Source organism: Brevundimonas naejangsanensis, from assembly GCF_003627995.1.
In the GTDB taxonomy this organism is placed as follows: domain Bacteria; phylum Pseudomonadota; class Alphaproteobacteria; order Caulobacterales; family Caulobacteraceae; genus Brevundimonas; species Brevundimonas naejangsanensis_B.
In genome coordinates this window covers 471,401-485,639 of record NZ_CP032707.1, presented here as the reverse complement: position 1 = coordinate 485,639, position 14,239 = coordinate 471,401, and the positions used below count along the sequence as shown (strand labels likewise).

13 protein-coding genes and 2 tRNA genes are annotated in these 14,239 nt (G+C 69.8%); 13 read left to right on the top strand and 2 right to left on the bottom strand.

Going from position 1 to position 14,239, the window contains the following annotated elements; genetic code table 11:
* The first annotated feature begins 84 nt into the window (after positions 1-84).
* The 10 genes from D8I30_RS02235 (at position 85) to D8I30_RS02195 (ending at position 8,121) form a co-directional block, all read left to right on the top strand.
* The gene (locus D8I30_RS02235) at positions 85-735 is read left to right on the top strand and encodes a flagellar basal body-associated FliL family protein (RefSeq protein ID WP_121481291.1); all 651 of its coding nucleotides are present in this window, start codon (positions 85-87) and stop codon (positions 733-735) included.
* A 2-nt stretch (positions 736-737) separates the two neighbouring features.
* A complete protein-coding gene (fliM, locus tag D8I30_RS02230; protein WP_121481290.1) occupies positions 738-1,793 on the top strand; it encodes a flagellar motor switch protein FliM in 1,056 nt (351 codons plus the stop codon).
* A 1-nt stretch (position 1,794) separates the two neighbouring features.
* Positions 1,795-2,403, top strand: a complete 609-nt coding sequence (locus D8I30_RS02225) for a DUF6468 domain-containing protein (protein WP_121481289.1) — start codon at positions 1,795-1,797, stop codon at positions 2,401-2,403.
* A gap of 121 nt (positions 2,404-2,524) precedes the next feature.
* Entirely contained in the window at positions 2,525-3,409 is an 885-nt protein-coding gene (locus D8I30_RS02220; RefSeq protein WP_121481288.1) for a MotE family protein, read from the top strand.
* Between the two features lie 143 nt (positions 3,410-3,552).
* Positions 3,553-3,792: a DUF3297 family protein gene (locus tag D8I30_RS02215; protein ID WP_121481287.1), complete on the top strand. Its 240-nt coding sequence runs from the start codon at positions 3,553-3,555 to the stop codon at positions 3,790-3,792.
* A 259-nt stretch (positions 3,793-4,051) separates the two neighbouring features.
* Positions 4,052-5,458, top strand: a complete 1,407-nt coding sequence (locus D8I30_RS02210) for a M28 family peptidase (protein WP_121483348.1) — start codon at positions 4,052-4,054, stop codon at positions 5,456-5,458.
* Between the two features lie 10 nt (positions 5,459-5,468).
* Positions 5,469-5,553: transfer RNA gene (locus D8I30_RS02205), tRNA-Leu, on the top strand.
* A gap of 561 nt (positions 5,554-6,114) precedes the next feature.
* Positions 6,115-7,830 (top strand): sodium:solute symporter family protein, encoded by a 1,716-nt coding sequence (locus D8I30_RS02200; RefSeq protein ID WP_121481286.1) that lies wholly within the window; start codon positions 6,115-6,117, stop codon positions 7,828-7,830.
* 2 nt (positions 7,831-7,832) lie between these two features.
* A complete protein-coding gene (locus D8I30_RS14635) occupies positions 7,833-7,964 on the top strand; it encodes a putative transporter small subunit (RefSeq protein ID WP_240387291.1) in 132 nt (43 codons plus the stop codon).
* 72 nt (positions 7,965-8,036) lie between these two features.
* Positions 8,037-8,121, top strand: a tRNA-Leu gene (locus D8I30_RS02195).
* Positions 8,122-8,140: 19 nt separating this feature from the next.
* On the opposite strand, the gene D8I30_RS02190 is transcribed toward D8I30_RS02195, so the two are convergent.
* Positions 8,141-8,839 carry a VIT1/CCC1 transporter family protein gene (locus D8I30_RS02190; RefSeq protein ID WP_121481285.1) on the bottom strand — a complete coding sequence of 233 codons (699 nt, stop codon included), beginning with the start codon at positions 8,837-8,839 and terminating at the stop codon, positions 8,141-8,143.
* A 124-nt stretch (positions 8,840-8,963) separates the two neighbouring features.
* On the opposite strand from D8I30_RS02190, the gene D8I30_RS02185 reads away from it, so the two are divergent.
* The 3 genes from D8I30_RS02185 (at position 8,964) to D8I30_RS02175 (ending at position 13,313) form a co-directional block, all read left to right on the top strand.
* Entirely contained in the window at positions 8,964-10,652 is a 1,689-nt protein-coding gene (locus D8I30_RS02185) for an alkaline phosphatase family protein (protein ID WP_121481284.1), read from the top strand.
* A 156-nt stretch (positions 10,653-10,808) separates the two neighbouring features.
* The gene (gene pyk / locus D8I30_RS02180; protein ID WP_121481283.1) at positions 10,809-12,263 is read left to right on the top strand and encodes a pyruvate kinase; all 1,455 of its coding nucleotides are present in this window, start codon (positions 10,809-10,811) and stop codon (positions 12,261-12,263) included.
* Positions 12,264-12,272: 9 nt separating this feature from the next.
* Entirely contained in the window at positions 12,273-13,313 is a 1,041-nt protein-coding gene (locus D8I30_RS02175) for a DNA adenine methylase (RefSeq protein WP_121481282.1), read from the top strand.
* A gap of 173 nt (positions 13,314-13,486) precedes the next feature.
* On the opposite strand, the gene D8I30_RS02170 is transcribed toward D8I30_RS02175, so the two are convergent.
* Positions 13,487-14,134: a ribonuclease HII gene (locus D8I30_RS02170; protein ID WP_430805122.1), complete on the bottom strand. Its 648-nt coding sequence runs from the start codon at positions 14,132-14,134 to the stop codon at positions 13,487-13,489.
* Positions 14,135-14,239: the final 105 nt, after the last annotated feature.

Below are 14,239 nucleotides of genomic sequence, written 5' to 3'. Positions count from 1 at the left end.
CCCGGCAGGAATTGCCGATCGTAAACGCCTCGTTAACCAAAATCGGCCCACACCCGGCAGGGTGAGGATCGGGGCGGCTTACGCATGCTGAAACTGAAGCTGGGCAAGAAGAAGAGCGAGGCGCCGATCGGCGACGACGCCAACCTGCCCGCCGTGAGCGAGGGCGAGCCCGGGGCCGAGGGCGAAGCCGCGTCCGGCAAGAAGAAGATCCCCCTGCTGTTCATCATCATCCCGGCCGCCCTGGTGGTGCTGGGCGGGGGCGGGGCGGCGGCCTTCCTCATCATGAAGCCCAAGCCCGCCGAGGCGGCGGGCGGCCATGCGGCTCCGGCCAAGGCGGAGAAGAAGAAGGAAGGCGGCGGCCACGGCGGCGGAGGCAAGGAAGGCGGCGAGGCGGCCGAGGGCGCGGGCAAGATCGCGGCCGGTCCCGACGGCGTGACCTTCTACACCCTGCCCGACATGATCGTGAACATTCAGTCGGTCGACGGCCGTCCGACCTATCTGAAGCTGCGCCTGACGCTGGAGATGAAGGACGCCGAGGTCGCCTCGCGCCTTCAGGCCGAGGCCCCGCGTCTGCAGGACATGTTCCAGGGCTTCCTGCGCGAGCTGCGGCCCGAGGATCTGGCCGGATCGGCCGGGTCGTTCCAGCTGCGCGCCGAGATCCTGCGTCGGGTCAACCTGATCGCCGCGCCGGGCAAGGTCGACGCCGTGCTGATCGAAGAGATGCTGGTGCAGTAGGCATGACCGACTCCCTGGCGCCCGACACCCTTCTGGACCCCTTTGGCGAGGCCGACGCCGGGGCGGCCCTGGCCGAGCGCGTGCTGAACCAGGATGAGATCGACAGCCTGCTGGGCTTCGACATGGGCGACGGCGACGATAATGAGCGCAGCGGCATCCGCGCCATCATCAACTCGGCCCTGGTGTCCTACGAGCGCCTGCCGATGCTCGAGATCGTCTTCGACCGCCTGGTGCGGCTGATGACGACCAGCCTTCGCAACTTCACCTCCGACAACGTCGAGGTCAGCCTCGACACCATCAGCTCGATCCGCTTCGGCGACTATCTGAACTCCATCCCCCTGCCGGCCATCCTGGCGGTGTTCCGGGCCGAGGAACTGGACAACTACGGCCTGCTGACGGTCGACTCCAACCTGATCTACTCCATCGTCGACGTCTTGCTGGGCGGGCGTCGCGGCACGGCGGCCCTGCGGATCGAGGGCCGGCCCTACACCACCATCGAACGGGTGCTGGTGCAGCGCATGATCGAGGTCATCCTGAACGATGCGCGCCAGGCGTTCGAGCCGCTGACCCCCGTCCACTTCAATCTGGACCGGCTGGAGACCAACCCCCGCTTCGCCGCCATCGCGCGCCCGGCCAACGCCGCCATCCTGGTCAAGCTGCGCATCGACATGGAAGATCGCGGCGGCCGGGTCGAACTGCTGCTGCCCTATTCGACGCTGGAGCCCATCCGCAAGATGCTGCTGCAGCAGTTCATGGGCGAGAAGTTCGGCCGCGACAACATCTGGGAAGGCCACCTGGCCACCGAGCTCTGGACCACGGAGACCGAGGTGCGCTGCGTGCTCGACGAGCAGCAGATGCCCCTGTCCAAGGTGCTGGACCTGAAGGTCGGCGACACCCTGATGCTGAACGCCACCCCGGACTCCGAGGTGTCGGTGCGCGCGGGCTCGATCCCGCTGACCACCGGCCGCATGGGCCGCCGGGGGCAGCACATCGCCGTCCGCGTCGAGGCCCCCATCAGCACCGACGCCGCCGCCCGCATCACCAGAGGGAACAGCTGACATGACCGGCATCATCCTCGACTCCATCCTCATGCTGCTGCTGGTCGCGGCCATCGGCTACGGCATCAAGCTGGAGCGCAAGCTCAGGACCCTGCGCGAGGGGCAGCTGGCCTTCGCCGCCGCCGTGACCGAGCTGAACAGCGCCGCCGGCCGCGCCGAACAGGCCCTGGCCACCCTGCGCGCCTCGGGCCAGGAGACGGACCTGCTGCACGACCGCATCATCAAGGCCCGCGCCGTGAAGCAGGAGCTGGAGGTGCTGATCGCCCGCGCCCCCGCCCGCCCGGCCGAAAGCCGCATCGAGACCCGCGCTGACGAACTGCGCGCCGCCGCCCGGATGCCGGCGCCTGCCGAACCGGCGCCGGAACCCGTCCTTGAGCTTGGCCGCGCCTCCTCCGTCGCCCCCCTGCTGGACGACGAGACCCGCGCCCGCCGCATGGCGGCCCTGATGGAGCGCATCGAGGGCGCCCGCGCCGTCATGAAGGCGCCCTCGCCCAAGCCGGCGCCCGAGCGCGCCTCGCCGGTGATGCAGGCCCTCGCCGCTAACCATGCTGCGCAACAGAGCCTCAACCGCGCCCGTCGTAGCCTGGACGAAGACCTTTTCGCTGCTTGATAGCGGCCCCTATGTCCGGCGCGCGGCGCCGGACGACTTGAGGGGCGAAGTATCTTTCCTGCCCTATGTCCGGCGCGCGGCGCCGGACGACTTGAGGGCGCCGCCGTTTCGAGTTTGACCGATGAGCAAGCTGCCCCGCCTTCTGCCCCTGATCGCCGTCGCCATCGGCGGCGTCGTGGCCGTGCGCGCCGCGGGCGTGGCCCCGGAGCTGTTCCAGGGCGCGACCGCCTGGGCTCAGGAAGCCGTCGCGGGCGAAACCCCGGGCGAGGGCGGCGGCAAGGCTGAGGCCAAGCCGGCCCCGGCCGTCTGTGCCCTGACGCCCGAGCAACTGGCCCAGCAAGCGGGCATCTCCCCGGCCGAGCTGCGCATCATCCAGTCCCTGTCCAAGCGCCGCGACGCCCTGGACGCGCGCGACGCCGACTTCGCCACCACCCTGCCGCTGATGGTCGCCGCCGAGCAGAAGCTGGACGCCAAGCTGCAGGCGCTGGAGGCTCTCAAGGGCGAGATCAGCGCCCTGGTCGGCCAGGTCGACGAGAAGGAAAAGGCCGAGGCCGACCGCCTGGTCGCCGTCTATTCCGCCATGCGGCCCAAGGAGGCGGCGGCCGTCTTCGCCACCCTGGACGACAGCGTGCGCCTGCCGGTCGCCTCGGCCATGCGCCCGCGCACCCTGGCCGCCATCATGGCCCAGATGCAGCCCGCCGCCGCGCGCGAACTGACCGAGAAGCTGGCCAAGCGCTTCCAGGCCCAGCAATACGCCGCTCGCGCCGCCGCCGCCTCGGCCCCGGCCGAGACGACGCCCGCTTCGACCCCCGCCGCCCAGCCCGCCGCCGCGCCCACGCCCGCCCGCGCGACGCAACCGACCCCAGCCCGCCGCCCGGCGACGCCAGCGGCCCGTCCGGCGGCTCAACCCGCCGCGAAGGCCCCGACGACGGCTGATGCCGGCCCGCGCCCCTACGCGCCCGCCGCCGATGACTCACCGGTCGCGCCGCGCCAGTCAGTGCAATAAATCACCAAAGCCCTCCCCTCGATGGGGGAGCGACCAGCCCCATCCCCGACCCTTCCCCCATCGAGGGGAAGGGAGAGTGGTTGCTGTTGTGGCGACCCGCCCGCCCGGCTATTCAGCCGGCTCCCCTTTTCATGAGACTTGCCATGTCCGACGTCATGCCTGACCGCCTCTCGGTCGATCCCGACAGCCCCTTCCACGACGCCGACCTGCTGGCGCGTGGCGTGGGCATCCGCTTCAAGGGCGAGGAAAAGACCAACGTCGAGGAATACTGCGTCTCGGAGGGCTGGGTCCGCCTGGCCGTCGGCAACCGCGTCGACCGTCGCGGCAAGGCCCTGACCGTCAAGCTGCAAGGCCCGGTCGAGCCCTATCTGAAGGGCGAGTAATTTCGCACTGAGAGGGGCCTCCCCCTTTCGTCATCCTCGGGCTTGTCCCGAGGATCCAGAAACACGACAGGTAATCCTTTTGAGTGGCGCGCCTCGCCGTGGTTTGCGGCGGAGCGCCTGAATCCCCGGGAGAAGCCCGGGGATGACGATGGGAATAGCGATCCGCGAAGCTGAGACTTTCGGTCGCAGGCTTCGCCCGCTAGGGTCCGCGCCTCATTGTTGAGTTGGGGAGGCGCTTTTGTCGTTCAATGCTCGTCTGATGGCCGCCAGCGCTGTGGCGCTCGGCCTCATCGCCACGCCGGTCCTGGCCCAGGACGCCAGGACCATCCGCGCCGCCGAACAGGTGCGCGACCAGGCGCTGAAGGGCAACATCGCCCTCGATTACGTCACCCAGATCACCACCCGCTTCGGCCCGCGCCCGGCGGGCTCGCGCGCCGAGCAGGACGCCTCGGCCTGGGCCGCCGACTACATGCGCGCCCACGGCTTCCAGAACGTCCGCATCGAGACCTTCCCCCTGATCGGTTGGGAGCGGGGCGAGGAGAGCGCCGAGATTCTCGGCGCCCGTCCGCAGAAGCTGGTCGCCGCCGCCCTGGGCCACTCCATCGCCACGCCGGCTGGGGGGATCGAGGCCGACATCGTCTTCTTCGACGGGCTGGACGCCCTGATGGCCGCGCCGGCCGGGTCGCTGACCGGCAAGATCGCCATGGTCGACGGCGGCCAGATGGTGCGGATGCAGGACGGCTCGGGCTACGGCCCCCTGTCGCGGCTGCGCAGCCAGGGCCCGACCGAAGCAGCCAAGCGCGGCGCGGTCGCCTTCGTGATGCGCTCGGCGGGCTCGGACGAGCACCGGATGCCGCACACCGGCACCACCCGCTATGTCGACGGCAAGGTGCCGCTGCCGTCCTTCGCCCTCAGCGCGCCTGACGCCGATCAGATCGCGCGCCTGGTCGGCATGGGCGAGACGGTGCGCCTGCGCCTGAAGTCCACCGCCCACACCTATGAGACGGTCAGCCAGAACGTCATCGGCGACATCGTCGGCGCCTCGCGCCCGGACGAGATCATCGTCCTGGGCTCGCACATGGACAGCTGGGACCTGGGCACCGGCGCCATCGACGACGCGGCGGGCGGGGCCATCACCCTGGCCGCGGCCAAGCTGATCGCCGAACAGGGCCGTCCGGCCCGCACGGTGCGCGTGGTGCTGTACGGCTCGGAAGAGGTGGCCCAGCCGACCGACCACGGCAACGGCGGCGGCGCCTATGTCCGCAACATCGGCGCGGGCGTCGAGAAGCACGTCATCGCCGGCGAGAGCGACTTCGGCGCCGATCGGGTCTACGCCCTGGGCCTGCCGCCCGGGTCGCAAGGCACCGACTTCGCCAGGATCGCCGAGCGCGTCCTGCGGCCGCTGGGCATCCTGCCGGGCGAGGCGGAGCTGTTCGGCGGCGTCGACATCGGCCCGCTGGCGCGCGCGGGCGTGCCGGTCTTCGGCCTGCGCCAGGACGGCACGCGCTATTTCGACCTGCACCACACGGCCGACGACACCCTGGACAAGATCGACCCGGCGCAGATGACGCAGAACGTCGCCGCCTGGGCGGCCCTGGTGCGTCTGATCGCCGATTCAGATGTGGACTTCCGGGCCGCCCGTGCGGCACAGGAGGCGAAGCGCTGAGGCGCGCGCCGCGAGCGTGGCGGAACTGGTAGACGCAAGCGACTTAAAATCGCTCGGCCTCGGTCATGCGGGTTCGATTCCCGCCGCTCGCACCACGGCCCCTCGGCGGGGCGGTCAGGCCGCCACGCCGAACAGGGCGCCGATGCCGGCGCGCGCCGGCTCTCCCTCTGCCTTTTTTGCGCGGCCCTCCGGGGCTTGGCGCCTCCGTCAGCCTTGGTCCAGGCTCGCGCCATCTCGGTGTGAATGATGGTTTGGGATGGCTGTGATTTCTTTCAGTGATCTTGGTCGCCTTTCATCATCAAGTAGAGATCTCTTTGAATAGGGTATCAATCACGGCTCGTCGTTCGAGCAGTAAGATCTTCATCGATCTTGAAATTCTTTCCTGAATCGCCGCGCTTTTGGCAAGGTTCATGTCAAGCATTTTGCGGTGCACAAAAACTTTACCGCGACTTGACGGTTCTTGTATTAGGGTCCGTCGCCGTGGCTCGGGGTTCGAGCCGCGCCGGCGCCTGATGCGCCGAACCTGCGCCCGGCCGGGTCGGGCGCGAATGCAGCCGTAACATCCCGTCTGCCTGCGCCTGGCGCGGCGACGTCTTGCGGCTGCGCGGATCGCGGGCCGGGGGCTCGCTGGACAAGAGACAGGAGCGCTGGCGCGCGTGGACGACTTGCAACTTCAACAACTGGGCGGGCCGCTGACCGTCGGTCTGCTGGTTCTGTTCTTCGGGCTGACCATGCTGATTTCGCTGAGGATCAGCCGCCGGAAGGAGAACGCCGACGCCTATATGACCGCAGGAAATAAGATCGGGCTGGGGGTCTCGGCGGCTTCGATGACCGCGACCTGGATCTGGGCGGCCTCGATGTACGCCTCGGCCACCTCGGGCTATGTCTATGGCGTCTCCGGCCCCATCCACTACGGGCTGTGGGGGGCGCTGATGATCCTGTTCATCTACCCCTATGGCCGCCGCATCCGCGCCGTGGCGCCGAACGCCCACACCCTGGCCGAGGTCATGTACGCCCGGCACGGTCGGTCCAGCCAGTTGATGCTGGCCGGGTCCAACATTCTGGGCAGCGTCATCAGCCTGACGTCGAACTTCATCGCCGGCGGCGCCCTGATCGCCATGCTGTCGCCGTTCAGCTTCAGCCAGGGCATCGCCGTCATCGCCGGGGGGGTGCTGCTCTATACGCTGTGGTCGGGCTTCCGCGCCTCGGTGCTGACCGACTTCATCCAGGTCTGCGCCATGCTGGGGGCGGTCGTCGTGGTCATCCCCGCCATCTTCTTCGCCATGGGCGGCCCGGCCGTCTTCGTCGAGGGCGCCGCCAATCTGACGCCGCAGCAGACCAGCTTCTTCTCCTCAGACGCCTTCCTCAACCAGGGTGCGCCCTATATCGCCGCCGTCCTGGCCTACGCCATCGGCAACCAGACCATCGCCCAGCGCCTGTTCGCCGTGCGCGAGGACCTGATCAAGCCGACCTTCATCACCGCCACCATCGGCTACGGCGCGACGATCATCGGGGTGGGCATGCTGGGCGTGGTGGCGCTCTACGCTGGGATCAATCCCATGGAGGGCGACCTCAACAACCTGATCCCCCAGATGGCCGGGACCTATTTCGGACCGGTGCTGCTCAGCGTCTTCTTCATCATGATCATCGGCTCCCTGGCCTCGACGGCGGACTCCGACCTGTCGGCCCTGTCTTCGATCATGATGGCCGACGTCTATGGCCGCGCCGGCCGCCGCAAGGCCGATCCGCGGCTGATGCTGACGGTGGGGCGGGCCACCATGGTGGTGGCCACCGGCGTCGCCCTCTACTTCGCCGGGGCGCGGATGAACATCTTGGACCTGCTGGTCCTGGTCGGCGCCATCTGGGGCGCTCTGGTCTTCCCCGTCATCGCCAGCTTCTACTGGGAGAAGGTGACCAACAAGGCTTTCACCGTCTCGGTCATCGCCGCCCTGGCGATCTTCTTTCCGGTTCGCTTCGGCTGGATCCCGATGCAGGGCGCCGTGGGCTACGCCTTCGACGCGGTCGCCGTGGTCGGCGTCGGCGTGGTGGCGGGCCTGATGGTGTTCGGCTTCTTCGGAGCCCGGCCCGCGCGCATCGTCGGCGTGGTGGCGGCCCTGGCCGCCGCCCCCTTCGCCCTGGGCTTCCTGCACGACTACCCCGTGCTCAGCGGCTCGCTGATCGCCTATGCCGTCAGCACCGTGGTCTGCACCCTGATGTCCCTGTCCAACCGGACCGGTTTTGACTTCTCCCGCATCGCCCGCCTGACCGGGGATTTCGATGTGGAGGAGGCGTCCGCCGCCGCCCGAACGCCCGCACCGGCGTCGGCTCGCGCCGGCTCGCCGATCATTCACCCGCAGCAAATGGAGAACTGACCATGGATGCCGTCTGGCTGACCGCCTATGTTCTGATCTGGCCCGTCATCGTCGCGGGAGTTCTAGGCTTCATCGCCTGGGCCTTCTTCCGCGAATGGCTGGAGTCGCGCCGACGCGGCGAGCCGATGATCTGAGGCGAAGGGGGCTGCGGCCCCCTTTTTTTCAGGACGGTCGGCCTGCGCCGTCTTGGCCTCGGCAGGCGCGCCGCGAGCGTGGCGGAACTGGTAGACGCAAGCGACTTAAAATCGCTCGGCCTCGGTCATGCGGGTTCGATTCCCGCCGCTCGCACCACGGCCCCTCGGCGGGGCGGTCAGGCCGCCACGCCGAACAGGGCGCCGATTCCCGCCGTCGCCGCCAGGGCCACGGCGCCCCAGAAGACGACGCGCACGACGGGCCTCAGCATGGCCGCCCCGCCGGTCCGAGCGCCGACCGCGCCGAGCAGGGCCAGGAAGACCAGCGCCGCCGCCGACACCACGGGGGCCATGACCCCCGCCGGCGTCACGGCCACGGTCGCCAGCGGCAGGGCCGCGCCGACGGCGAAGGTCGCGGCCGAGGTCAGGGCCGCCTGAATGGGACGCGCGGTGGTGATCTCGGAAATGCCCAGCTCGTCCCGGGCGTGGGTCGACAGGGCGTCGTGGGCCATCATTTGTTCGGCGACCTGCCGGGCCAGGCCCGGCTCCAGCCCGCGCTGCACATAGATGGCGGTCAGTTCGCGCCGCTCGGCCTCGGGGTCGGCGGCCAGTTCGGCCGTCTCGCGCGCCAGGTCGGCCTTCTCGGTGTCGGACTGGGAACTGACCGAGACATATTCGCCCGCCGCCATCGACATGGCGCCCGCGACCAGGCCGGCGACGCCGGCGATCAGGATGGCCGATTTCGGCGAGCCCGCCGCCGCCACCCCGACGATCAGGCTGGCGGTCGAGACGATGCCGTCGTTGGCCCCCAGGACGGCGGCGCGCATCCAGCCGATGCGGCTGACCAGGTGGGTTTCCCTGTGAAGCCCGCGGCTCATGACGCCTCCCTTTTCTGCGCGGCGCAGCCTAGCACGCCGCCCCGGGCGCCGCACGGTCTTGGCGCCGTCATGAACGAGGGGTAGTCCGGTGCCGCTTCATCATTTGTTTCGTTCAGGTAGGTTCATGCGTCTGCGCCGCGTTCTGACTTCGACCCTGGCTCTGGCCCTCATGGCCGGTGCCGCGGCGCCGGCCCTGGCCGAGGCCGCGCAATCGACCCCGGTGATCGCCGCCCAGGGCGACCGCGCCTCGCCCTCCCTGATCGTCACCGTGGTGGTGGACCAGCTCAGCGCCAATCTGTTCAACCAGTATCGCGGCCAGTTCACCGGCGGGCTCAAGACCCTGGCCGACCAGGGCATGGTGTCGATCAACGGCTATCAGACCCACGGCGTGACCGTGACCTGCGCCGGCCACTCCACCATCCTGACGGGCGCCCATCCGGCGCGCAGCGGCATTCCGGCCAATGACTGGGTCGACACCCGGACGGGCGAGACCACCTACTGCCTCGCGGCGCCGCAGAACGCCCTGGCCCACGGCAAGAACACCGACAACGGGCCGGTCGGTCCCGGCAACCTCAGCGCCTCGACCCTGGGGGACTGGCTGAAGGCGGTCAGCCCTGAAAGCCGCGTCTATGGCGTGTCGGGCAAGGATCGCGGCGCCATCACCCTGGCCGGCCACAACGGCGACGGCGCCTTCTGGCTGACCGACGGCTTCGGCTTCACCACCTATGTCGAGCCGGGCCAGTCGGCCGAGGGGCGCCTGGCGCCCATGGCGGCGCTGAACGCGCGCATGATCGACCGTTTCTCGCGCACGCCGCCGACCTGGACCTATACGAACGAGGGCTGCCGTCGCCTGGCAGGCCAGTGGACCATCGCCGGCCAGACCTTCGACTCCAAGGTGCCCCCGGCGGACTTCAGCCTCGACAGCTCGCCCATCCTGGACGAGCTGACGGTCGAGGGCGCCATCGAACTGCTGGACAGCCAGCAGCTGGGCCGTCGCGGCGTCGTCGACATGCTGGGCGTCAGCCTGTCGGCCACCGACCGCATCGGCCACGGCTACGGCACCCAGGGCCCCGAGATGTGCGAACAGATGCTGCGCCTGGACGCGGCCCTGGGCGTGCTGCTGGACAAGCTGTCGACCCTGCCGGACGGGGCGATCGTCGTGCTGACGGCCGACCACGGCGGTTCGGACTTCCCCGAGCGGTCGTCGGTCGAGGGCTATCCCAGCGCGGGCCGCGTCGACCGCGCCCTGCAGCCGCGCGTCAACGCCGCGCTCAAGGCCCGTTTCGGCCTGGACGCCGATCCCCTGGTGTCCTCGGCCGGCGGCTTCGTCATCGTCGACAAGGACCGCAAGTCCCTGGCCGAGCCGCTGCGCTCCCAGGTGCTGGCCGCCGCCGTCGAGCTGCTGAACGCCGAGCCGCAGGTGGCCCTGGCTGTGGCCCGCGACGAGCTGCTGGCCGAGCCGGTTCCGGCCTCCGGCAATCCCGAGGAGCTGAGCGTGCGCGAGCGCCTGCGCCTGTCGGCCGTGGCCAGCCGCTCGCCCGACATCCTGCGCGCCTGGCAGCCGGGCCTGACCGGCCAGGGCCGCGTCGGCGGGGCCATCTCCAGCCACGGTTCGCCCTGGGACTACGACCGCCGCGTGCCGATCGTCTTCTGGTGGCCGGGCGCGCAAGGCCAGGAGCGCTTCCTGCCGATGCGCACCATCGACATCGCCCCGACCCTGGCCAATCTGATCGGCGTCAAGCTGGACGCCGAGATCGACGGCCGCTGCATGGACCTGCCGCAGTTCGCCAAGGGCCGCTGCGAGGCGAAGTAAGGGCGCTCGCCGCCATAACTTCGTGTTTCGCGGTCATAAACTCGTGTTTCCGCGCCGGGGGCCGGCCTTACGCCCCCGGCGTTTCCTTGCCACAAGAGGCTGAACAAGCGCCTCTGAGGGGAGGCGCCGGCCGTCAGAGCCAGAGGAAACAGTTTCATGCAAAGAGCCCGCCGCGCCCGCATCGTCGCGACCCTAGGACCCGCCAGCCGTGCGCCGGGAACGGTCAAGGCGCTGGCCCAGGCTGGGGTGGACGTCTTTCGCCTGAACTTCAGCCACGGCTCGCACGACGACCACGCTGCCGCCTTCAAGGCCGTGCGCGGGGCCGAGATGGCGTTGAAGCGGCCGCTGGGCATCTTGGCCGACCTGCAAGGCCCCAAGCTGCGGCTGGGCCGCTTCGCCGACGTCGAGATCGAGGTGAAGCCGGGCCACAAGATGCGCTTCGACCTGAACCCGGCGCTGGGCGACGAGACGCGGGTGCAGATGCCGCATCCCGAAATCTTCCGCGCCCTGCGCACCGGCATGCTGCTGTTGATCGACGACGGCCGGGTGCGGCTGCGGGTGGGCGAGCGCACCGACGAATGGTGCGACGTCACGGTCGAAAGCGGCTCCAAGCTGTCGGATCGCAAGGGGGTGGCCGTGCCCGAGGCGGTGGTGCCGGTCTCGGCCCTGACGCCCAAGGACCGCGAGGACCTGGCCTTCGCCCTGCGCCTGGGCGTCGACTGGGTGGCCCTCAGCTTCGTCCAGAAGGCTGAGGACATGGCCGAGCTGAGACAGATCGTCGACGGCCAGGCCGCCTGCCTGGCCAAGATCGAGAAGCCCCAGGCCCTGAACGACCTCGAGAGCATCCTCGACTACTGCGACGGCGTCATGGTCGCGCGCGGCGACCTGGGCGTCGAGATGGAGCCCGAAGAGGTGCCGGTCGCGCAGAAGAAGATCCTGCGCGCCGCCCGCCAGCGCGGGGTGCCCGCCATCGTCGCCACCCAGATGCTGGAGTCGATGACCAGTTCGCCCGCCCCGACGCGGGCCGAGGCGTCCGACGTGGCCAACGCCGTCTATGAGGGCGCCGACGCCCTGATGCTGTCGGCCGAGACGGCGGCGGGCGACTATCCGCTGGAAGCGGTCACCATCATGAACCGTATCATGGAGCGGGTGGAGCGCGATCCCCTGTGGCCGGGCCTGATGGACGCCGACCACGCGGGCATGGACATCCACGACGTCGACGCCCTGGTCGCGGCGGCGCGCAAGGCGGCCGAGGCTTCGACCACGGCCTGTATGGTGGTTTTCACCACCCTGGGCGGCACGGCGCGGCGCATGTCGCGCGAGCGGCCCCTGCAGCCGGTCCTGGCCCTGACGCCCAAGCCCGAAACGGCGCGCCGGCTGGCGCTGGTCTGGGGGCTTGAGCCGCGCCTGGGGGACCAGCCGTCGTCGCTGGAAGGCCTGACCGACGACGCGGTCGAGGCGGCCATGCTCTATGGCCTGGCCGAGCCCGGCCAGCGCATCCTGATCCTGGCCGGAACGCCTTTTGGCGCGCCGGGGGCCGCGAATCTGTTGCGTCTGGCCCATGCTCCGGCCCATGTTGAGCGTGGGGCGAAGCGCGCCCGCAGGACCTAACGGGACGGAATGATCAAATACATCGGCTCAAAGCGCGCGCTTCTGGGCCAGGTGATCGGCGCTGTGCGGGCCGCCCAGCCTGACGGGGGGACGGTCTGCGATCTGTTTTCCGGCACCGCGCGCGTGGGTCATGCGCTGAAGCGCGAGGGGTTTCGCGTCTGGTCCAATGATCACAACGCCTATGCCCACGCCCTCGCGACCGCCTATGTCCAGGCCGACCGAGAGCGCTGGGTGGACAAGGCCGAGGCGGTTCTGGCCGAGCTTCGGGGGGTGGCGCCCGCCCCGGGCTGGTTCACCCGCACCTATTGCGAAGAGGCCCGCTTCTTCCATCCCGACAACGGCGCCCGCATCGACGCCATGCGTGAGCGCATCGAGGCCATGGGGCTGGAGCCGGAGCTCAAGGCCGTGGTCCTGGTGGCCCTGATGGAGGCGGCCGACCGGGTGGATTCCACGGCGGGCCTGCAGATGGCCTATATGAAGCAGTGGGCGCCGCGCGCCTTGAAGCCGCTGGAGCTGCGTCTGCCGGACCTGCTGCCCGGCGTGGCGGCGGGGCCGTGCGTGGCGACGCGCGGGGACGCGGTGGAGGTGGCGGCCGAGGTCGAGGCCGACCTCGTCTATCTGGACCCGCCCTATAACCAGCACTCCTACCTGGGCAATTATCACTGCTGGGAAAGCCTGGTGCTGTGGGACAAGCCTCAGACCTACGGCGTGGCGCGCAAGCGGGTCGACGTGAGGACGCGCAAGAGCGCCTTCAACTCCAAGCCCGGCATCGGCCCGGCGCTGCAGACCGTCGTCGAGCGGCTGCGGGCGCCGAATCTGATCGTCAGCTTCAACGACGAGGGCTATCTGAGCCGGGACGACCTGACCGCCATGCTGTCGGCGCGCGGCCGGGTCCAGGTGATCGAGATTCCGCGTCCCCGCTACGTCGGCGCCCGCATCGGCATCCACAATCTGAAGGGCGAGAAGGTCGGGGCGGTCGGACGCCTGCGGAACGTGGAATATCTGTTCATCGTGACGGATCAGCCGGTCGACCTGCCCGTGGCCGCCTGAGTGGAACATTCTCGCGGTGATCGGGTTACGGGTGGCATGAGTATGCCGAGCCATCGCGCACCGTCCCATCGCCGGGCTTCCACCGGTCTGCCGACTTGGATGATCCTTCTGGCGATGGCTGTGGTCGCCATCGTTCTGGGATTGCTCGTCGGCGGCGCCCTCGGCGTCTGACGCTAGGCCTCGAGCAGGGCCCTGATCGGGCTCCAGCCGCGCCGATGGGCGGGGCAGGGGCCCAGGGTCTTCAGCGCCTTCTGGTGGGCCGGGGCGCTGTAGCCCTTGTGGCTGGCGAAGCCGTAGCCGGGATATTGGGCGTCCAGTTCGATCATCAGCCGGTCTCGCGCCGTCTTGGCCAGGATCGACGCCGCCGCGATCGACAGGGACAGGGCGTCGCCGCCGACCACCGTGGTCACCGGGCAGGGCAGGGGAAAGCGATAGTTGCCGTCCACCAGGGCGTGAACCGGCGGATGGGCCAAGGCCTCGACCGCGCGGCGCATGGCCAGGCCGGTGGCGTGCAGGATGTTCAGCTCTTCGATCTCCTCGACCGAGGCGAAGCCGACGCCCCAGGCCACCGCCCGGGCCTTGATCTCGACCTCCAGCACGGCGCGGCGCTTTTCGTTCAGCGCCTTGGAGTCGTCGATGCCGTGAGGCAGGTCGTCGGGGTTCAGGATCACCGCCGCCGCCGACACCGGCCCGGCCCAGGGGCCGCGCCCCGCCTCGTCCACGCCGCAGACAGGCCCGCCCGAGGCCGCGCGGGCCTCAAGCTCCAGCATCAGGGTGGGAAGGGGGCGAACGATCTTGGCGGCGGCTTCAGGCGGCTTCATCGCGCGTCAGTGCCACGAACCTCGGCGCAGCGGAAGCGGGTGTATGGTCCGGTCGGTGCGGAGCAGACGCGCTGAACGTCCGCGAAGGGTGGTTAGCGGACATTT